Source organism: Phenylobacterium sp., from assembly GCF_020402505.1.
GTDB lineage: Bacteria > Pseudomonadota > Alphaproteobacteria > Caulobacterales > Caulobacteraceae > Phenylobacterium.
Genome location: NZ_JADBZL010000031.1, coordinates 1 through 19252, shown reverse-complemented (window position 1 = coordinate 19252; position 19252 = coordinate 1). Strand labels below are relative to the sequence as shown.

Sequence of the window (19252 nt, the reverse complement as noted above, 5' to 3'; positions counted from 1 at the left end):
GCCGCACCCCATCGCCTGACCGGCCATCGCCTGGTGCTGCTCGACATCCCGCACGCCGGCGCCATGCGGGCGCCCGGCGAGGCGCCGGGCATGCTGTCCCTCGAATGCGCCATGGACGAGCTGGCGGAAAAGCTGGGCCTCGATCCCATCGAGCTGCGGATCCGCAATGAGCCTGAGGTGGACCCGGACAACGCCAAGCCCTTCTCCGTTCGCCAGCTGGTCCGCTGCATGCAGGAAGGCGCCCAGCAGTTCGGCTGGTCGCGCCGCAACCCCACCCCCGGCGCCGTTCGTGACGGCCGCTGGTATGTGGGCATGGGCATGGCCACCGCGATCCGCGGCAATTTCCTCCTGCCGGCGAAGGCGGGCCTGCGCCTCACCGGCGACGGCCTGGCCACCCTGACCCAGGGCATGACCGACATCGGGACGGGCACCTACACCATACTGGCGCAGATCACGGGCGAGACCCTGGGCCTGCCCCTCGACCAGGTTCGGGTCGAGCTGGGGGACTCCGACATGCCGCCCGCACCCGGCTCCGGCGGGCAGTTTGGGGCCGCGACGGCGGGGTCCGCCGCCTTCGAGACCGGCATGGTCATGCGCCGGCGCCTGTCCGAATTGGCCGCCGGCGACCCGCGCTCGCCCCTCTACGGCGAGGATCCCACACTGATGGACTTCGCCAACGGCAACATCGTCCTGGGCAACCGCAGCGACAGTCTGGCGGCCCTGGCCTCGCGGGCGGGGCCGGAGGGCGTCTATGTCGAGGGGGGGATCTCTCCCGCCGCCGACGCCCGCGACTGGTCCCAGCACACCTACGGGGCCCAGTTCGCCGAAGTGGGGGTCGATTCCGTCACCGGCGAGGTGCGCCTGCGCCGGATGTTCGGCGTCTTTGCAGCGGGCCGGATCCTCAACGCCAAGCTGGCCAAGAGCCAGATCACAGGCGGCATGATCTGGGGGGTCGGCGCGGCCCTGACGGAGGCCAATGTCGTCGATCCCCGCGACGGCTCCTTCCTGCACCAGGATCTCGGCGGCTACCTGGCGCCCGTCCATGCCGACATCGTCAACCTCGACGCCGTCCTCCTTGACGAGGCCGACGACAAGGCCAATCCGATGGGCATCAAGGGCGTTGGGGAGCTCGGCATCTGCGGGGCCGGCGCGGCTATCGCCAACGCGGTCTACAACGCCTGCGGCGTGCGGCTGAGGGACTATCCCCTGACCCCGGACAAGGTGCTCGCGGCCCTGGAGGCCAAGGGCCTCTGAGCCGGGCGCTCAGACCGTTTCGACGGACTCCAGGGGCGCCGAGATCTTCAGGGCGGTGATGCGGTTGCGCACCCGCTTGACCACCTGGAAGCGGTGGCCATGGAAGATGAAGGCCTGGCCGATCTTCGGAATGGTCTGGGCCTCGTGGATGACCAGTCCGGCGACGGTCACGGCCGGCTCGTCCGGCAGGCTCCAGTCCATGGCGCGGTTCAGGTCGCGCACCGCCACGGAGCCGGCGACCGAGACCGAACCGTCCGGCTGGCGGCGAAGGCCCTCGACGGCGTTGTCGTACTCATCCTCGATCTCGCCGACGATCTCCTCGAGGATGTCTTCCAGCGTGACGAGGCCCTGGAGGGCGCCGTACTCGTCCACCACCAGGGCGAAGTGGTTCCTCTGCTTGAGGAAGGCGTTCAGCTGGTCCTTCAGATTGGTGGTGTCCGGAATGAACCAGGGCTCCCGGCGGATCTTGTCCAGGACGACGCTGGACATGTCCCCGTCCGCCTCGGAAATCGCCAGCAGGAGGTCCTTGGCGTGCAGGACGCCGACGATGTTCTCGGGATTGTCCCGGTAGAGCGGGATCCGAGTGTGGTCGCTCTTCAGCACCTGGGCCACCACCTCCCGGATCGGCAGGTTGGCGTCCACCATGGCGATGGACATGCGGTGCACCATCACCTGGCTGACGTCCATCTCGGACAGGTCCAGCACCCCGCCCAGCATCCGCCGGTCGCGGGCTTCCACCAGGCCCTCGGAGTGGTGGTACTCGACCGCGCCGCGGATCTCCTCGTGCGCCGCCAGGACGTCCATCTCCATGCCGAGCTTGACGCCGAACAGGCCGAGGGTGCGCCGGACGATCCACTGGATGGCCCAGATCATGGGGCCGAAGACCTTCACCACGATCAGGGTTGGCGCCGACAGGAAGCGGGCGACGTCGTCAGAGCGCAGGATGGCCAGGGTCTTGGGCAGGACCTCGGCGAAGACCAGGACCAGGACGGTCATGATCGCCGTGGCCACGGCCACGCCCAGGGCGCCCGGTATGGCCCGGGTCACGAACTCGGTGGTCACCGCCGAGGCGAGGATGTTGATCAGGTTGTTGCCCAGCAGGACCGCCCCGATCATCGTCTCCTGGTCGGAGATCAGGCGGTTCACCCGGCCGGCGGCCCGGTCGCCCTCGCGCTCCAGCTGGTGCATCCGGGTGCGGCTGGCGCCGGTCAGCGCCGTCTCGGCCGCCGAGAAGAGGGCGGAGATGGCCAGAAGGCCGAAAATCACCGGGGTCAGGGCCAGGATGACGCCCCACATCAGACGGCTCCCTCAGAGATCAGAAAGTCCCGCATCTCGGCGGGGTTCACATCGCGGGCCACGAAGGCCTCGCCGGCCCGCCGGGCCAGGATGAAGGTCAGGCGCCCGCCTTCGGCCTTCTTGTCCTGGGCCATGTGGCGCAGGAGGTCATCGGCTGCGAACCGGCGGTCGCCGAGGTCGGAGAGCCGGGCGGGCAGTCCTGCGGCGGCGACGGCTTCCACCGCCCGCGCGGCGTCCTGCGCGTCGCAAAGCCCCGCAGCGGCGGAGTAGCGGAAGGCCATGGCCGAGCCGAGGCCCACGGCTTCGCCATGCAGCAGGGCCTCGCCATAGCCCGTCTCGGCCTCGAGAGCGTGGGCGAAGGTGTGGCCGAGGTTCAGCAGGGCCCTGCGCCCGGCCTCGCGCTCGTCGGCGATGACGATCTCCGCCTTCATCTCCACCGAGCGCTCCACGGCGCGGGCGAGGGCGCCCGGCTCCCTCGCCAGGACGGCGCGGCCGTGGGCCTCCAGCCAGGCGAAAAAGGCGGCATCGCCCAGCAGGCCGTATTTCAGCACTTCTGCGTAGCCCGCGCGCATCTCGCGGTCGGGCAGGGTGGAGAGCACATCCAGGTCCGCCAGGACGAGCCGGGGCTGGTGGAAGGCGCCGACCAGGTTCTTGCCCCGCGGGGTGTCGATGGCCGTCTTGCCGCCCACCGAGGAGTCCACCTGGGCCAGCAGGGTGGTGGGGATCTGCACGAAGTCGGCGCCGCGCTTGTAGATGGCGGCGGCGAAGCCGGCGAGATCGCCGATCACCCCGCCGCCGAAAGCGACAATCAGGTCGCCCCGGTCCAGTTCCAGGGCAAGGAGCGAGTCGCACAGGGTCTCCAGGCCCGCAAAGCTCTTGGTCTGTTCGCCGGGGGGCAGGACGACGGGATGGACGGCCAGGCTGGCCGCTTCGAGGGCCCGGGTCAGCCGCGGCCCGTGCAGGCCCCAGACGGTCTCGTCCGAGACCACGGCGACCCGGTCGCGACGGACGAGGGGGCGCAGGCGCGCGCCGGCCGCGTCCAGCAGGCCCGGACCGATCAGGACATCATAGGCGCGCTCGCCCAGGTCCACATGTACGGTGCGGATCATGCCGAGGCGCGGGCCTGCCAGTCGGTAAGGGCGCGGACCACCTGGTCAACCGTCACCTGGTGCGGAGAGTCGCCGGTCTCCACCGTGATGTCGGCCCGGCCATAGGCGGGATAGCGGACCTCAGCCTGTTCCTGCAGCACCGTCATCGGGTCCTTGCCGGTCAGCAGGGGCCGGTTGTCCTTGCGGGCCACCCGGCGCGCCAGGATGGGCAGATCGGTCTTCAGCCAGACAGAGACCGAGCGGGCCTTGATCAGGTCGCGGGTCTCCGCGTTCATGAAGGCGCCGCCGCCGGTGGCCAGAACGATGGGCGGTCCCTCCAGGAGGCGGGCGATGACCCGCCGCTCCCCGTCCCGGAAGGCCGGCTCGCCGAGGTGTTCGAAGATCTCGGGGATGGACCGCCCGGCGGCCTTCTCGACCTCCTCGTCGGCGTCGCGGAAGGGCAGGTCGAGGGCCTGGGCGAGGCGCTTGCCGACGCTGGACTTGCCCGAGCCCATCAGCCCCACGAGGGTGATGGTCCGGGCGCGCAATGGGTCTGAAGGGTCCATGGGGGAGTCATCTTCTACACCAGCCGCTCCGCAGGCGCTAGGATCACCCTGATTTGGGCAGGCGTGCAGGCGCCGGGGCGGGGATCATGAGCGGCGAGGGCTGGGCCGAGGCTTTCCTGGAGATGATGTCCGTCGAGCGGGCGGCTGCGGCCAATACCCTGCGCGCCTACGAACGCGACCTTGCCGACGCCGCGGAATTCCTCGCCGGACGCGGCCTCTCCCTCGCCAGCGCTTCAGCCGAGGATGTCGAGGCCTACTTCGCCGACCTGGGCCGGCGCGGCCTTTCGTCCGCCACAGCCTCGCGGCGGCGGGCGGCGCTTCGCCAGTTCTACCGCTTCGTCCTGGGGGAGGGCTGGCGAGCCGATGATCCCTCCCGGCGGGTGGAGGCGCCCCGGCGGGGCCGGCCCCTGCCCCGGGTGCTGAGCCGCCAGGAGGCTGCCGCCCTCATCGCCGCCGCGACCACTCGGGACGCTGTGCGGGGTCTGCGCCTGGCCTGCATGATCGAGCTGGCCTATGCCGGGGGGCTGCGCGTCTCCGAGCTGACCGGCCTGACCCTCGCCCAGGTGGCCCGCGGCCCGGACTTCCTCATGATCCGGGGCAAGGGCGGCAAGGAGCGGCTCGCTCCGCTCAATGACGCCGCAAGGGCCGCCGTGCGGGCCTGGCTGGAGGTGAGGTCCTCGACCCTGCCCAAGGGCGACGCCGCCAATCCCTGGCTCTTTCCCTCGGGCGGGAAGGGCGGGCGGCTGACGCCAAGGCGCTTCGCCCAGCTCCTGTCCGAGGCGGCGATCGAGGCCGGGATCGACCCGGCGCGGGTCTCCCCCCACGTCCTGCGGCACGCCTTCGCCACTCACCTGCTGGAGGGCGGGGCGGACCTGCGGGTGGTGCAGACCCTGCTGGGCCACGCCGACATCGCCACCACCCAGATCTACACCCACGTGGCCGGCGAGCGGCTGGCCGAAGTGGTCGCCACCGCCCATCCCCTGTCGGCGTCGCGGAAGCCCCGGCGCGAATCCGGCTTTTCCTGAACCGGCCCACCCACTAGGTTCCCCCCAGCGAAACAGGACGGGATTCCCGCCTCATGGCCGTTCACTATCTCGAGTTCGAGCGCCCCATCGCCGACCTCGAGGCCAAGATCGACGAGCTGTCGCGCCTGGCCGAGACCGCCGGCACCGATGACCTCACCCGCGAGATCGACGCCCTGCGCGATCGGGCCCGGCAGATGCGCAAGGACGCCTACGCCAACCTCGACGCCTGGCAGAAGACCCAGGTCGCCCGCCATCCCGAGCGGCCCCACTTTGTCGACTACTGCGCCGGCCTGATCGACGAGTTCGTGGAGCTGAAGGGCGACCGCAAGTTCGCCGACGACCAGGCCATCATGGGCGGCATCGGCCGCTTCCGCGGCCGGCCCGTCCTGGTCATGGGCCATGAGAAGGGCCGCGACACCGTCACCCGGGTCAAGCACAATTTCGGCTACGCCCGGCCCGAGGGCTACCGCAAGGCCGTCCGCCTGATGGAGCTGGCCGAGCGCTTCAACCTGCCCGTCATCAGCTTTGTCGACACCCCGGCCGCCTATCCCGGCGTCGGCTCCGAGGAGCGCGGCGTCGCCGAGGCCATCGCCCGCTCTACCGAGAAGTGCCTCATGCTGAGGGTCCCCATGGTCGCCATCGTCACCGGCGAGGGTGGTTCGGGCGGCGCCCTGGGCATCGCCTGCGGCAACCGGGTGTTGATCCTCGAGCACGCCATCTACTCGGTCATTCCGCCCGAGGGGGCTAACTCCATTCTGTGGCGCGGGTCGCGTACGGCCGAAGAAGCCGCAAAGGCGATGAAGATCACCGCCGCCGACCTCCTGAAGATGAAGATCGTCGACCGGATCATCCCCGAACCGCCGGGCGGCGCCCACGCCGACCCGGCGGCGGCCCTGCGCATCGTCGGCGACGCCCTGGAGAAGGAACTCGACTCCCTCGAGGGCAAGAGCGTTGAAAAGCTGCTGAAGCAGAGGTCCGAGCGCTTCTACGCCATCGGCCGGAGCGGCCTGAAGTAGGTCCAATTGCCGCTTGCCTGACCCAGGGTCCGGCGCTTCAGTGTTCTCCCAAGGGGCGAAGGCCCAAACGCCAAGGGGAGGACATCATGGCGATCAAGACGCGTTTCACCGAGCTTGTCGGTGTGGAGCACCCCGTTGTGCAGGGCGGCATGCAGTGGGTCGGCCGGGCCGAGCTGGTCGCCGCGGTGGCCAACGCCGGCGGCCTGGGCTTCATCACCGCCCTGACCCAGCCGACGCCGGACGCCCTGCGCGCCGAGATCGAGCGCTGCCGCAAGCTGACCGACAAGCCCTTCGGCGTGAACCTGACCATCCTGCCGGCCATCAATCCGCCGCCCTACGCCGAGTACCGCAAGGCCATCATCGAGAGCGGCGTGAAGATTGTCGAGACTGCGGGCAACAAGCCCCAGGAGCATGTGGACGACTTCAAGGCCCACGGGGTGATCGTCGTCCATAAGTGCACCAGCGTCCGCCACGCCCTGTCCGCCGAGCGGATGGGGGTCGACGCCATCTCCATCGACGGCTTCGAGTGCGCCGGCCACCCCGGCGAGGATGACGTCCCCGGCCTGATCCTCATTCCCGCCGCCGCCGACAAGGTGAAGATCCCGATGATCGCCTCCGGCGGCTTCGGCGACGCCCGCGGTCTGGTCGCGGCCCTGGCCCTGGGCGCCGAGGGCATCAACATGGGCACCCGCTTCATGTGCACCAAGGAAAGCCCGATCCACGAGAATGTGAAGCGCCAGATCGTCGAGAACGACGAGCGCGCCACGGACCTCATCTTCCGCACCATGCACAACACCTCGCGGGTCGCGCGCAACGACATCAGCCGCCAGGTGGTGGAGCTTGAACGCTCGGGCGCCAAGTTCGAGGACGTGCGTGAACTCGTGGCCGGCACCCGCGGCCGGGTGGTCTACGAGACGGGCGATCCTGATCACGGCATCTGGTCGGCGGGCCAGGTCCAGGGCCTGATCCACGACATCCCGTCCTGCGCCGAGCTGATCTCGCGCATCGTCACCGAGGCCGAGGCCATCATCAAGGGCCGCCTCGCCCGCTTCGTGGTCTGAGCCCCGGCGTCCCGCCCGAAGGTCCCAGGAAAAAGCCCCGGCCGCAGGGCGGCCGGGGCGAGGGTGTCCGGGTCCTGATGGCGTCAGAAACGCGCCGTCACCCCCAGCTTGTAGTAGCGACCCAGCACGTCATAGACGCCAAGGCCGGTCGTGCCGAAGGGCGGCGGCTGGTCCGTCAGGTTCTCGATGGCCAGGCGCGCGCGCATGTTCTTCAGGCCCATAGGCGAGCCGATCATCTCGGCGAAGTCATAGGAGAAGACCAGGTCGTGGCGCATGTAGGCGTCCACCGTCAGGGGCGTCCGGGTCTCGATCGTGAAGTCGTTGTTGAACTTCGACTCCCCGATGTAGTTGAAGGTCCAGATCGCCGAGAACGGCCCTCGCGTGTAGGCCGACTCCAGCTTCCACTGCCACTCGGCGTTGCCGATCTCGCCCACGTCCCGGTTCAGGTCGGTGCCGAAGCCGTTGACCGAGGTCTCCTGCTGGCGCACCGAGAACAGGTCGAGGTTGAAGTCCAGCGTCCCGGGATCGCCGCCGCCGAAGCGGTCAAAGCCGCGGATCGTGGCCAGCTCCAGGTTCCAGTCGAGACCAACCGTAAAGCCCTGGAAGTTGGTGAAGCCGGCGTTCACGAAGCCCGACTGCGGACCATCGACACCCGCCGCCGGGTTACGCCCCAGGATCTGTCCCGCCTGGGCGCCCGACGCCGCATTGCCGCGCTGGAAGCGGTTGCAGACCGTCGACGGATAGGCGTTGGAATCGTAGCAGGTGCTGAGGATCGAGGTCAGGTTGAAGTTGACGATCGCCTTGGTCAGCTTGACGTTGACGAAGTCGAAGGTCAGGGCGAGCTTCGGGATGAAGCTGGGCTGGTAGACGAAGCCCAGGGTCCACTGCTCGGCGATCTCGTTCTCCAGGTCCGGGTTGCCCGAGGTGGCGCCCTCGACTGTGAAGCTCTGGATATTTGAGACCAGGGAGTAGGTGGCCGGCAGGCCAAGGGCCGTGAAGGCGGCGGCGCAGTTCGCCTTCCGCGCCGTCGGGTTCGGTCCGGAATTGATGTTCCGGGAGTCGCAGGGGTCCGTCGCCGTCGTAAAGGAGGTCGACCTGGGCAGATAGACCTCGGTGATCGCCGGGGCCCGGAAGGACCGGCTCTGGGTGCCGCGGATCGTCAGGTCGTCGATGGGCTTCCACCGCAGGCCATAGCTCCAGGAGGTGTCGTCACCCGCCAGGGAATTGTCGATGTAGCGATAGGCCCCTTCCACTTCGAGCCCCTGAAGGCCGATGAAGGAGAAGTCGCCCCCGAAAACGGGGACCGAGAGTTCGCCATAGTACTCGGTGGTGTCGAAGGATCCGGACAGGGCTGCGATTGCTGCTGACCTGCCGACACCGTCCCGCTGAGGCTGGTTGGGTTGGAAGTCGGACTCTTCCTTGCGGAACTCGTAGCCAACATTGAAGCCGAGGGCGCCGGCGGGCAGGTCCGCCAGGCTGCCGCCGAAGTTGGCCTGATAGACTGTCTGGTCAATCTGATAGTCGCTGCGGAACTGGACGCCCACATAATCCAGGGCCGCCTTGGAGGGCGCACCCTCTCCGAAGAGGTTGAGGGGCGCGCAGCCCGCCGCCCGGGCGGCGGCGTCACGGCAGACGATGGCGCCGGTGGAGTCCCGGACCGCGTCGATGGCCAGCAGGAACCTGGCTTGCACGATGTTGGGCGAGGAAAATGACCCCTTCCCCTGGCCGCGGTTGACAGAGACATCCCAGTTGAAGTCGCGTCCGAAAAGCTCCAGGTCGCCCTCTGCCGCAAGGACGCCGCGATAGAGATCGCCCTCTGCACTCGTCTTGTTGTTCCCGATGTCGGAGGACGCCCGGTTAAGGAAGAAAATCCTGTCGCCGGGAGAGGCTGTATCCGCAGGCAGGGCGGTGGGTTGAGCCAGGATGGCGGCTTTCGCCTGCGCCGACAGGAACGGGTTTGAGGTGGACATCCGCAGAGCGGCGGAATTCCCGCCGAAAACCGAAGCGTTGTAAATGGGCTGGTTGAAGGGTTCCTCAGCCTCGACCCGAGAGAAGAAGACTTCGGCCTTCAGGCGGACCTTGGGCGTCACTTCGAATGTGGCGAAACCACTGGCCACGTGCCGGTCGAGGGGCGAGCGGAGCGAACTCAGCTTCGCCAGGTTCAGCCCGTCGCCGCCCGAGGCGATGGACGTCTGATAGAAGGTTCCCGTCTGGAAGGGGACAAGGTTGCCTGCGCGATCGAACTGGGCGGTGATGCGCCCGCCGGGGCTGTTGGGATCGGCGATCGTTAATATGCCGGAAAGGGCCGTCCCCCCGGTCCGGGCAGGCAGGCCGCCAGCGGTCATTTCGGGTATCCGCCGGTTCCGGATCAGGATGGAGCCCGCGATCAGGTCGGCAGGCCCGGTGTTCAGCGGGTTGTTGGCGAAGGCGATCTGCCGGTTGGTGACCGATCGGTCCGTGAAGGCGAGGGCTTCGGTCTTGTTGTACTCGTAGCTGCCCATGAGGTTGAGGCGGTCATCAAGGAAGTTCATCCCGCCGATGACCCGGGCGCGGTATTCCTCGGCGTCGCCGTATTCGGACATCCCGAACTGACCGTTGACCTCAAATCCCTCATAGCGGGTCCGGGTGATGATGTTGACCACGCCGCCGATGGCGTCCGAGCCATAGACCGCGCCCCCGGTGCCGAACACCCGCTCCGTCCGGTCCACCAGGCCCGTGGGAATACCGTTCAGGTCCACCTGCCCGCCAGCGGCTGCGCCGGTGAACAGAGAGGCCGCGTTGGAGCCCACGAAACGGCGGCCGTTCACCAGGGTCAGGGTCCGGTTGGTGCCGAGATTCAGCAGGTTCACATAGTTCCGGCCGGTGCCGAAGCTGCCCTGGTCGCCGATCGGGTTGATCGGGACACCGGAAGACGGAGAGTCATTGATGGCCTCGGCGAGGTTGGTGTAGCCCTTGGCCTCGATCCGCTCGGAGGAGATCACCAGCAGGGGCTGAGCCGCCTCCAGGTTCGGCCGCTGGATCCGCGAGCCCGTGACCACAAGTTCTCCGACCTCGGTCGGAGTCGTTTGCGCAGACGCCGAAGACGCGAAAGCGACCCCGCAGAACGCGACCGACGCCATCAGGCCCGCCCGAAGCGCGCCAATACGGAAATGATTCATTGTTAGGCCCCCAGCCTGTCTCAGTTGTGTCGAACCGGAAGGGTCTCCGCGCGCGTCAATGACCCGACGCAAGCGCGGACGCCCACCACTTCGCCCTGCCGTCGAAGTAGGGCACCTATCATCGGCGATCAAACAGAAGGGTCTTCTGCCCGGCACTGCGAACCGAATTGTGTCTTTTTGGCGACAGTTGGCGGCCAACAATCCCGGCCATCGGAGCTCAGGCGATGCGGCGGAGTGCGGCCGCGATCTCATCCACCGCCTCGGTCGTGGTCGCCCAGGAGCACATGAAGCGCACGGTCCCGTCGAGGAACCGGTAGACGAACCAGCCGTCGGCCCTCAGGGCCTCCAGCCGGGCCTCGTCCATGTGCACGAAGACCCCGTTGGCCTCCACCGGGTGGGCGAGGGGGAAGGGGCAGGCGGCGGCCAGGCGCGCCGCCATGGCGTTGGCGTGGGCCGCGTGGCGCGTCCAGGCGCCGTTGGCTAGCATCCCCAGGAAGGGCGCCGCCAGGAACCGGCCCTTGGACGCCAGCTGCCCCGACTGCTTGAGGCGGGCGTCGAACCGCCTGGCCAGGGCGTGGTCGAAGATCACGATGGCCTCGCAGGGGGGCATGCCGGACTTGGCGCCCCCCAGAACCAGCAGGTCCACGCCCATCGGACCGATCCGGCGGAGGTCGAACCCGGCCGCCGCCGCGTTGGCCAGCCGGGCCCCGTCCAGGTGCACGCCGAGCCCGGCGGACTTCGCCCGGGCGCAGAGCGCCGCAAGGTCGTCCCCCGGATAGACGACCCCGTACTCGGTGGCCTGGGTCAGGGAGAGGGCGGCGGGGGGCTGGCGGTGCGAGACCTCGGGCTCCGTCAGTGCGGTCTCCAGCGCCGCGAGGTCGATCCGGCCCGAGGCGCCTTCCAGCCCGGTCAGGCCGACGCCGTGCCCGAACAGGCCCGGGGCGCCGGTCTCGTCCGTCAGCACATGGGCGTGGCGATGGGCAAGCACGGACTCAAAGGGCCTCGCCAGAGCGGCCAGACAGATGGCGTTGGCCGCCGTCCCGGAGGCGACGAACCTCACCTCCGCATCCGCGTCCAGCAGGGCGCGCACAGCGTCCGCCGCCGCCGCCGTGACGGGATCGGCGCCGTAGCCGGGCGTGAAGCCCGCTGCGTTCGCATGGAACAGGGCCTCCATGGCTTCCGGCGCCGCCGGAGCCGTATTGTCCGAGGCGAAGTCGTAACGCGCCACGGTCCGGCTCAGCCCGCCTCTCGCGCCCAGGCCCGGACGTCCTCGACATAGAGGTCGGGCTCCTCCATGGCCGCGAAGTGGCCGCCACGCGGCATCTCGGTCCACCGGACGATGTTGTAGGCCCGCTCGGCCCAGGAGCGCGGAGGGGCGGAGTACAGGGGCTCGCCCGGGAAGTTGGCGAAGGCGGTCGGGGTCTCGCAGCGCTCGCCCGGCTTGAAGGCGACCCCGCCCTCCTCGAGCAGGCCGCGGTAATACCAGGCGCCGGTCGTGAAGCTGCCGGTCATCACGTAGATCATGATGTTGGTCAGCAGCTGGTCTCGGGAATAGGCCTGGTCCAGGGACTTCACCGACAGGTCCGACCAGTCATGGAAGCGTTCGGCGGTCCAGGCCGCCTGGCCCACGGGATTGCCGGCCGCCATCCAGGCGAGGGACTGGGGCCTCGAGGCCTGGAGCCGGAAATAGGCGCCCATCACCTCCATCATCTGGCCCTGGCGGGTGATCCAGGCGATCTCGGCCTCGGAGGTTGGCCCGCCGTGGGGCCGGAAGCCGATCATGTTCAGGTGGATGGCGCGGACGCTGTCGCCATGGTTGTGGCCCAGCCATGAGGTCACGAGGCCGCCCCAGTCGCCGCCCTGGGCGAGGTAGGACGGGTACCCCAGAACCTCCGTCATCAGCTGATTGAACAGGGCCGCCGTAGCCTTCTGGCCGATCGGGCGTTTGGGCTTGGACGAAAAGCCGAAGCCGGGGAGGGAGGGGATGACCAGGTCGAAAGCGTCCGCCGGGTCGCCGCCGAACCGGCTGGGGAAGGCCAGCTTCTCGATGGCGCCCCAGAATTCGAAGTGCGAACCCGGCCAGCCATGGGTGATGAGCAGGGGGCGCCTGCCGCCCGCTTCTCCGACCACATGCAGGTAGTGCAGGTCGAAGTCCCCGACCTTTGCGGTGAACTGAGGGAACCGGTTCAGATTGGCGACCGCCGCCCGCCAGTCGAATCCGTCCGCCCAGTAGCTGCAGAGGGACTTGAGCCAGGTCTCGTCGCAGCCGTAGGCCCAGCCGTCCTCCACCTGGGGGGCGACCGGCCAGGGATAGGCGCGAACCTGGGCCAGGACGGCCTCGACCTCGGCTTCGGTCCAGCGAACTTCAAAGGGCGTGGGCATGGCGTCTCTCCGGCGTCTGGGGCGCACGCATCTCCAACGCCTGCCGGCGAAGAGGTCAAGGGCCGGCGGCGGCGATGGTCCCCAGGCAGGCCAGCCGGTGCAGACGCCGGGCCTCGTCCGGGGTCATCTGTCCCAGCAGAAGCAGGCCGGCGAACCCGTAGACAATGGCCCAGAAGATATTCCCGTAATCCGACACGTCGCCGGTGATCACGCCCGCGTCAATCAGGCCCTGGACGTGACGGAACTGGCAGGTCTTGGCCCGATCACCCGCCGCCAGCAGGCCCTCTGAAGGCGGCGACTTCAGGTCGATGACATCAAACATCAGGGCGTAGGCTCGGGAATGGCTCACGGCGAAGTCGAGATAGGCTTCACCGACGGCGATGGACCGCTCGACCGGGTCGCTCCGGGAATCGAAGGCCGCCTCCAGGGCGTCGGCGAAGCGGTTAAAGGCGCTCGTCCGCACCGCATCGATGATCTCGTCCTTGTCCCGGAAGTACCGGTAGGGCGTCATCGGGCTGACGCCGAGGGCGACGGCCAGCTGACGCATCGTCACCGCTTCGATTCCATGCTCGGCGAACAATTGCTCCGCCGCATGGCAGAGGCGGGCGCGGAAGCCGGCGACGTCGGCGTCAGAAAGGACTCGGGGCATTTTTCATTCCGTGACAGGTCGACCGGAAGCCACGCCCTTGCGTCCTGCCCCCGGAAGGTTCAATTCTTTACATCGTATTCTGGCCGAGGCGCGACCCCGATGAGCGAAAAGATCCGCAGCAATCCCTACCTGACCGGTAACTTCGCCCCGGTCCGTTCCGAGGACGACTTCGACCTGGAGGTGGTCGGCGACCTGCCGGCGGGGCTGGAAGGCGTGCTCTATCGCACCGGCCCGAACCCGCAGTTCCAGCCCCTCGACCCGAACTATCACTGGTTTACCGGCGACGGCATGGTGCACGCCTTCCGGATCGGCGGCGGCAAGGTCGCCTACCGGAACCGGTATGTGCGCACACCGAAGTGGGAGTTGGAGCGCCAGCATGGCCGCGCCCTCTTCGGCGGCTTTAATCCCATGCTCAGCGATCCCCTGGCCGCGGGCCAGGACAGCGGCGTGGCCAACACCAACATCCTCTTCCACGCCGGCCGGCTGCTGGCTCTGGAGGAGGGGCACATGCCCTTCGAGATCGACCGCGACACCCTGGAGCCCCGCGGCTACGCCAGCGAGTATGTCGGGCGGGTGACGGCCCATCCGAAGCTGGATCCGAAGACCGGCGAGATGATCTGGTTCGGTTATGGCGTCGGTCCGCAGCCCTTCTCCACCACCATGAGCTACGGCGTGACGGACGCCTCCGGCAAGGTCGTCCGCCGCACCGACTTCGAGGCGCCCTATTCGGCCATGGTCCACGACTTCCTGGTGACGGAGAACTATGTCCTCTTCCCCGTCATGCCGCTGACCGGCAGCCTGGAGCGCGCCATGAAGGGTCTGCCGGGCTATGCCTGGGAGCCCGACAAGCCCTCATATGTCGGCCTGATGAAGCGGGGAGACGATCCTTCGCGCATCCGCTGGTTCACCACCCAGCCCGGCTATGTCTTCCATCCGATGAACGCCTATGAGGCGGACGGAAAGATCGTGGCCGAGGTCTGCCTCTACGACGCCGCGCCTCTCTTCCCCCTCGCGGATGGCCGGCATGGCTCGCGCAGCGGCGCCCGCCTGACCCGCTGGGAGTTCGACCTGACGGGCGCCACCGACCAGGTGAAGGAGACGCCGATCGACGACCTCGATTCGGAGTTCCCGCGGCTGGACGAGCGGTTTGCGGGCCTCGCCTACCGGCACGGCTATTACGCCGCAGACACCACGGGGGCGAAGTCGGTGAAGATGAACGCCATCGCCCACATCGACCTGAAGACCGGCGCTCGGAAGGCCTGCACCTTCGAGCCCGGCGACCAGGTCTCAGAGCCGGTCTTCGTTCCACGGTCCGAAACCGCCCCGGAGGGCGAGGGCTGGCTGACCGCCGTGGTCTGGCGGGCCGCCGAGAACCGCTCCGACCTCGTCGTCCTCGACGCTTCGGATGTCGACCGCGGTCCCATCGCGGTGGCGAAGGTCCCCCGCAGGGTGCCCTTCGGCTTCCACGGGAACTGGGTCGGCGCCTGATCCGGATCAGCGTGGGGCCGGCGCGGGTGCAGGTCGCGCCGTCCCGCCGCCGGGCAGGACGACGACATAGCCGCCCAGCCGCAGGTCCGGCGTCATGTAGTCGGTCGAGATGTACTGCGCTCCCGAGGCGAAGGCGGCGTCCCGTCGACTCCGGTCTCCTGACCGCGCCTCGACCGTATCGGCGTCAGCCCGGGTGCGAACCACCATCCCCCTCCCCAGCGCCTCTGCGATCCGCGGCGCATCCTTCGCCGGATCGTTAAGGGTCACATAGGCGGCGTAGGGCGCATCCAGCCGGTCGGTGTTCACGAAGGCCGCCCGGCCTTCGAGCGACGGTCGGCCCTGGCTGTAGAGCGCGACCTTGGCGGCGCCTTCGTCGATCGCGAAAAGGACCTTGCCCCGGGCGGCGGCGAGTGTGGGCCAGCCGCGCTGGCGCACGGCTTCGGCGAGGGTTGCGACGTCGCCGCGCACCTGGTCGGGGGTGATCAGGCGGGCGGGGCCAAAGACCTCGCGGATCCCCGCATCCACCTCGTCCATGCCCGCACCGTCGAAGGGCAGGAGAGGCGTCGCGCCCGGTACGGTGATCTGACCATCCTTCAGGTTCATCATGATCAGGAGGGGCAGGTGGTCCGGGTTCCTGTCGGACCAGGCGCGCACCTCCTCCAGGCAGGCCCGGAAGGTGGCGCAGACGCTTCGGTAGTCGATGTCCGGCACATGCATGACCTTCAGGCCCGGCGCCGCCATGGGGCCCGCGTCATAGTCGCCGCCGCCGGCCATGCGCAGGCCGAGGGGCCGGGCCCAGCGGCCGCCCTCGGGGTCGCGCACGAGATCCAGCTCCAGCTGCCGGGCGCCGGCGTCCAGCTGGGCGGTCAGGGCCGGATGGCTGTAGTCCAGGCTGTCCGCCGTCCGCGGGCTCGCCGCCCTGAGCAGCTTCATCTCGGCCGGCGCGATGGCCTGCTTGTAGCTGTTGTGGGTGCCGATCACCTGCAGGGCGGTCATGGGCAGGGCGTCGACCGCCCGGCGCGTGCACCCCGGCGCCCCCGAGGGTCGTTCCAGGTCGCATCCGGACGCCGCGACGGCGGCGGCGGCGAGCAGGGCGGTGATCATGGGGCGTCTCCTCTGTCCTTCAGTCAGACTGACAGAGGCGTGTGACGGGTTGAAGCTGCTTCAACCGCCTTTGGGCCGCCAGGGATCCAGGGGCGCCTGCGCCCGGCTAGCCGCCCGCCGCCGACAGGGCGTCGTAGCGGTAGAGGCTGTCCATGGCCGCGCCCATGCCCAGGCCGGCCTTCATGCCGTGGTTGCGGGCCCAGCTGAAGGGCGGGCGCAGGTGGTAGATCGTGGCGTTTCGGCGCGAGCCGGCCTGGATGCCCGCCGTGCGGGGGCGGCGCAGGGCCTCATAGTGCTGAAGGGCTTCCGGAACGTCCTCGCAGGTCTTCCCGGCGAGGCAGGCGGCCAGAACGGCGGCGTCCTCGATGGCCATGCAGGCGCCCTGGGCCATGAAGGGCAGGGTGGGGTGGCAGGCGTCGCCCAAAAGGGTCGCCGCCCCCCGGCTCCAGCAGGGCAGGGGATCGCGGTCGAAGAGGGCCCAGCGGAAGCAGGCGTCCTCGGGCGCGGCCTCGACGATCCGCCGCACGGTGGGGTGCCAGCCGGCGAAGTCCCGGCGCAGGTCCGCAGCCTCGCCCCGGCTCGACCAGGACTCTTCGCGCCGGTCGTCCGCCTCGACCACGCCGACGAAGTTCACCAGGGTCCCGCCCCGGACATAGTAGTGCACGAAATGTGCTCCGGGCCCCATCCAGAGGGCGGCGACGGGACGCATGTCCGCGCCCTCCAGCCGGGCGGCGGGGATCAGGCCGCGCCAGGCGACATTGCCGGTGAAGCGAGGGGCGGCTGGACCGAACAGGGCCTCGCGCACGACGCTGCGCAGGCCGTCCGCCCCGACCAGCACATCCGCCTCCATCCGCTCGCCCGAGGCCAGGACCAGGGACGGGGTCCCGTTCCCGGGGCAGGCGGCCACCGTCTCGCCCAGGCGAAGGGTGATCTGTGGCTCGGCCTTGCAGGCCTGTTCCAGCACGGAGACGAGGTCCGCCCGGTGCATGTGGAAGTAGGGAAAGCCGTACCTTCGCCGCGCCGTCTCGCCGAGCGGCGCCCGGCTGATCTCCTGCCCCCGGCGCCAGCCCCGGGCCTCGACGGCCTCGGGGCGGAAGGCCAGGGCGGACAGCTCCGCCTCCAGGCCCAGGGAGAACAGGACCCGCGTGGCGTTGGGCGAGACCTGCAGCCCCGCGCCCACCTCGCCCAGAGCCGGCGCCTGCTCGACCACCGTCACGGACAGGCCCTTCCGGGCCAGGGCCAGGGCCGCGGTCAGCCCACCAACGCCCCCGCCGACAACCAGGGCGGTCAGTGAGGCGTCGGGCTTGGATCTCACCTAGGCTTCCAGCAGGCTGCGCAGCATCCAGGCGGTCTTTTCGTGCACATTGATGCGCTGGGTCAGCATGTCCGCCGTGGGCTGGTCCCGGGCGGCGTTGACCACCGGGAAGAGGTTGCGGGCCGTGCGGGCCGTGGCCTCCTGCGCGACCACCAGTTGCCGGACCATCTCGTTGGCGTCCGGCACGCCCTCAGGCTCACGGATCGAGGTCAACCGCGCGAACTCGGCATAGGTGCCCGGCGACGGGAAGCCGAGGGCGCGGATGCGCTCGGCGATGACGTCGATGGCGTTCCACTGCTCGGTGTACTGGCCCATGAACATGGCGTGCAGGCTGTTGAACTGCGGCCCCGTCACGTTCCAGTGGAAGTTGTGGGTCATCAGGTACAGCGTGTAGCTGTCCGCCAGCAGGGCCGAGAGGCCCTCCGCAATCCGGTGACGCTCGGCCTCGGGTATGCCGATGTCGATGGGTGGGGCTGAAGCGACGGTGGTCATGGGCGTATCTCCGGTTCCGGCAACGTCATGTCTGGAGTTGGGGCCCGACGCGCGATCTGTCAAACGGGTCGGGCCTTCCTTCCGGCCTTATTGGGGCCGTGCTCATTTCCCCCTCGAAGCCGATGAAGACCGCCGCTTCGTCCACCGGCTTGCGGTTCGAGACCACGGCGTTGGCGGGGAAGCTGTCGTCGGGCCAGCCCATGGCGATGCAGATCATGATCACCTGGTCGTCGGGGATGCGGGCGTGCTCGCGCACCACCGGGGACTGCATGATGCCCTGGCTGTTGATCACGCAGCCCAGGCCCCGGGACCAGGCGGCGTTGACCAGGCAGTTGGTCACGGCCCCGCAGTCGAAGGGGCCGATGTCGCCGCCGTGGATCGAGCGGTCATAGGTGACGACGATGGAGACCGGGGCGTCGAACTGGCGAAAGCCGCGCAGCACCCAGTCCTGCCGCTTTTCCTTGTCCTCGCGCGCGATGTCCATGGCCGCGAAGAGCTGCTTGGCGATCTCGATCTGCCGCTCCCGGTGGACGCCCTCGTACGCGCCGTGGCTGCGGAACTCGCGGGAGTCCGGCACGCCGGCCAGGTTGCGCTCGGTATTACCCTTGCGGATGGCGTCCAGCACGGGGCCGGCGATGACGTAGAAGTTCCAGGGCTGGGTGTTCAGCGAGGAGGGCGCACGCATGGCCAGCTCCAGCACTTCGCGGATCACCGCCTTGGGCACGGGATCGGGCTTGAAGCCGCGGATGCTGCGCCGGCCCTTGATCACCTCGTCGAACTGCATGTCGTCCTCTTCCCTCGGCCGCGCGGGCCGTCAGATCCTGAAACCGTGGTCTTCGAGCCAGGTCTTCACCAGACCGACGGCCTGGGCTCCGAGTTCCGGCTGGTCCTGGTAGTAGTGTGTCGCGCCGGCGATCTCGTGGAAGCGCCGGTCCCCGTGGGCGACGGCCTCGTAAAGCCGCCGGGCGTGGCTGGGTGTGCAGGCGTCGTCGGCGCTGTTGTTGATCACCAGGACAGGCGACTTCACCCGGGACAGGCAGCGCGGCCCGTCGGCGCGGGCGTCGTCCAGGCTCCACTGGGAGAGCCAGCTGCGCAGGGTCGAGAAGCGGGCGAGGCCGATGGGGCTCATGTTCACCACCTGGGGATCACCCAGATAGCAGACCCCCGGCGCCCGGTCGTTGGGGTCGACGGCGGGGTCGAGCCAGCGCGGGTCGGCCATGGTGCCGTGGACGACGAAGCCGAACTCGTCGTTCGGCCGTCCGCGTCGCCGCAGGGTCTCCAGCCGGTCCTTCACCCAGGCGGTGATGCGCCGGTTGCGCGCCTCCTGGGCGGCCCGGTAGCGGTCCAGGAAGACCGCG

At 69.1% G+C, this 19252-nt stretch carries 17 protein-coding genes; 5 read left to right on the top strand and 12 right to left on the bottom strand.

Annotated features, from left to right (window positions below; all coding sequences use genetic code 11):
- Positions 1-1254 (top strand): xanthine dehydrogenase family protein molybdopterin-binding subunit (locus IM632_RS02805; protein WP_296551989.1); only part of this gene is annotated, 1254 nt, incomplete at its 5' end.
- A gap of 9 nt (positions 1255-1263) precedes the next feature.
- Here the strand turns inward: IM632_RS02805 and IM632_RS02800 are convergent.
- From IM632_RS02800 to IM632_RS02790, 3 genes are read right to left on the bottom strand one after another with little or no spacing between them, the layout of a single operon-like run.
- Positions 1264-2550 (bottom strand): HlyC/CorC family transporter, encoded by a 1287-nt coding sequence (locus tag IM632_RS02800; protein ID WP_296484735.1) that lies wholly within the window; start codon positions 2548-2550, stop codon positions 1264-1266.
- Entirely contained in the window at positions 2550-3659 is a 1110-nt protein-coding gene (gene aroB, locus IM632_RS02795) for a 3-dehydroquinate synthase (protein WP_296484738.1), read from the bottom strand. The genes IM632_RS02800 and aroB overlap by 1 nt, the downstream gene beginning before the upstream one ends.
- On the bottom strand, positions 3656-4204 hold the full coding sequence (locus IM632_RS02790; RefSeq protein ID WP_296484740.1) for a shikimate kinase: 549 nt from the start codon (positions 4202-4204) through the stop codon (positions 3656-3658). Before IM632_RS02790 ends, aroB begins: the two co-directional genes overlap by 4 nt.
- A gap of 83 nt (positions 4205-4287) precedes the next feature.
- Here IM632_RS02790 and IM632_RS02785 point away from each other — a divergent pair, with 83 nt between their 5' ends.
- From IM632_RS02785 to IM632_RS02775, 3 genes are all read left to right on the top strand, one after another.
- Positions 4288-5229: a site-specific tyrosine recombinase XerD gene (locus IM632_RS02785; protein WP_296484756.1), complete on the top strand. Its 942-nt coding sequence runs from the start codon at positions 4288-4290 to the stop codon at positions 5227-5229.
- Between the two features lie 53 nt (positions 5230-5282).
- Positions 5283-6245 (top strand): acetyl-CoA carboxylase carboxyltransferase subunit alpha, encoded by a 963-nt coding sequence (locus IM632_RS02780; RefSeq protein WP_296484743.1) that lies wholly within the window; start codon positions 5283-5285, stop codon positions 6243-6245.
- 86 nt (positions 6246-6331) lie between these two features.
- Positions 6332-7306, top strand: coding sequence for a nitronate monooxygenase family protein (locus tag IM632_RS02775; RefSeq protein ID WP_293543270.1), 975 nt, complete (start codon positions 6332-6334; stop codon positions 7304-7306).
- 83 nt (positions 7307-7389) lie between these two features.
- On the opposite strand, the gene IM632_RS02770 is transcribed toward IM632_RS02775, so the two are convergent.
- The 4 genes from IM632_RS02770 to IM632_RS02755 form a co-directional block, all read right to left on the bottom strand.
- On the bottom strand, positions 7390-10425 hold the full coding sequence (locus tag IM632_RS02770; protein WP_296484746.1) for a TonB-dependent receptor: 3036 nt from the start codon (positions 10423-10425) through the stop codon (positions 7390-7392).
- A 256-nt stretch (positions 10426-10681) separates the two neighbouring features.
- On the bottom strand, positions 10682-11692 hold the full coding sequence (locus IM632_RS02765) for a beta-eliminating lyase-related protein (RefSeq protein ID WP_296484749.1): 1011 nt from the start codon (positions 11690-11692) through the stop codon (positions 10682-10684).
- Between the two features lie 8 nt (positions 11693-11700).
- Complete coding sequence (locus IM632_RS02760) at positions 11701-12846, bottom strand: epoxide hydrolase family protein (RefSeq protein ID WP_296551987.1); 1146 nt, start codon at positions 12844-12846, stop codon at positions 11701-11703.
- Between the two features lie 55 nt (positions 12847-12901).
- Positions 12902-13495, bottom strand: coding sequence for a TetR/AcrR family transcriptional regulator (locus IM632_RS02755; protein ID WP_296523220.1), 594 nt, complete (start codon positions 13493-13495; stop codon positions 12902-12904).
- 99 nt (positions 13496-13594) lie between these two features.
- Here IM632_RS02755 and IM632_RS02750 point away from each other — a divergent pair, with 99 nt between their 5' ends.
- The gene (locus IM632_RS02750; protein ID WP_296551986.1) at positions 13595-14983 is read left to right on the top strand and encodes a carotenoid oxygenase family protein; all 1389 of its coding nucleotides are present in this window, start codon (positions 13595-13597) and stop codon (positions 14981-14983) included.
- Positions 14984-14989: 6 nt separating this feature from the next.
- Here IM632_RS02750 and IM632_RS02745 read toward each other — a convergent pair whose 3' ends face one another.
- The 5 genes from IM632_RS02745 to IM632_RS02725 form a co-directional block, all read right to left on the bottom strand.
- Positions 14990-16087 (bottom strand): phosphatidylinositol-specific phospholipase C1-like protein, encoded by a 1098-nt coding sequence (locus IM632_RS02745; protein ID WP_296503472.1) that lies wholly within the window; start codon positions 16085-16087, stop codon positions 14990-14992.
- A gap of 106 nt (positions 16088-16193) precedes the next feature.
- Positions 16194-17402, bottom strand: coding sequence for an FAD-dependent monooxygenase (locus IM632_RS02740; protein WP_296484175.1), 1209 nt, complete (start codon positions 17400-17402; stop codon positions 16194-16196).
- Positions 17403-17894, bottom strand: a complete 492-nt coding sequence (locus tag IM632_RS02735; protein WP_293520293.1) for a Dps family protein — start codon at positions 17892-17894, stop codon at positions 17403-17405.
- A gap of 25 nt (positions 17895-17919) precedes the next feature.
- A complete protein-coding gene (locus IM632_RS02730) occupies positions 17920-18678 on the bottom strand; it encodes a nitroreductase (protein WP_296484173.1) in 759 nt (252 codons plus the stop codon).
- Positions 18679-18708: 30 nt separating this feature from the next.
- Positions 18709-19252: alpha/beta hydrolase (locus tag IM632_RS02725; RefSeq protein WP_296551985.1), on the bottom strand; the 544-nt coding region annotated here is incomplete at its 5' end.

Excerpts from the sequence above, each read along its gene's own strand:
- IM632_RS02800 (WP_296484735.1), bottom strand. The coding sequence starts at position 2,550 with ATGTGGGGCGTCATCCTGGCCCTGACCCCGGTGATTTTCGGCCTTCTG.
- aroB (WP_296484738.1), bottom strand. The coding sequence starts at position 3,659 with ATGATCCGCACCGTACATGTGGACCTGGGCGAGCGCGCCTATGATGTC.
- IM632_RS02790 (WP_296484740.1), bottom strand. The coding sequence starts at position 4,204 with ATGGACCCTTCAGACCCATTGCGCGCCCGGACCATCACCCTCGTGGGG.
- IM632_RS02780 (WP_296484743.1), top strand. The coding sequence starts at position 5,283 with ATGGCCGTTCACTATCTCGAGTTCGAGCGCCCCATCGCCGACCTCGAG.
- IM632_RS02775 (WP_293543270.1), top strand. The coding sequence starts at position 6,332 with ATGGCGATCAAGACGCGTTTCACCGAGCTTGTCGGTGTGGAGCACCCC.
- IM632_RS02770 (WP_296484746.1), bottom strand. The coding sequence starts at position 10,425 with ATGGCGTCGGTCGCGTTCTGCGGGGTCGCTTTCGCGTCTTCGGCGTCT.
- IM632_RS02760 (WP_296551987.1), bottom strand. The coding sequence starts at position 12,846 with ATGCCCACGCCCTTTGAAGTTCGCTGGACCGAAGCCGAGGTCGAGGCC.
- IM632_RS02755 (WP_296523220.1), bottom strand. The coding sequence starts at position 13,495 with ATGCCCCGAGTCCTTTCTGACGCCGACGTCGCCGGCTTCCGCGCCCGC.
- IM632_RS02750 (WP_296551986.1), top strand. The coding sequence starts at position 13,595 with ATGAGCGAAAAGATCCGCAGCAATCCCTACCTGACCGGTAACTTCGCC.
- IM632_RS02745 (WP_296503472.1), bottom strand. The coding sequence starts at position 16,087 with ATGATCACCGCCCTGCTCGCCGCCGCCGCCGTCGCGGCGTCCGGATGC.
- IM632_RS02735 (WP_293520293.1), bottom strand. The coding sequence starts at position 17,894 with ATGACCACCGTCGCTTCAGCCCCACCCATCGACATCGGCATACCCGAG.
- IM632_RS02730 (WP_296484173.1), bottom strand. The coding sequence starts at position 18,678 with ATGCAGTTCGACGAGGTGATCAAGGGCCGGCGCAGCATCCGCGGCTTC.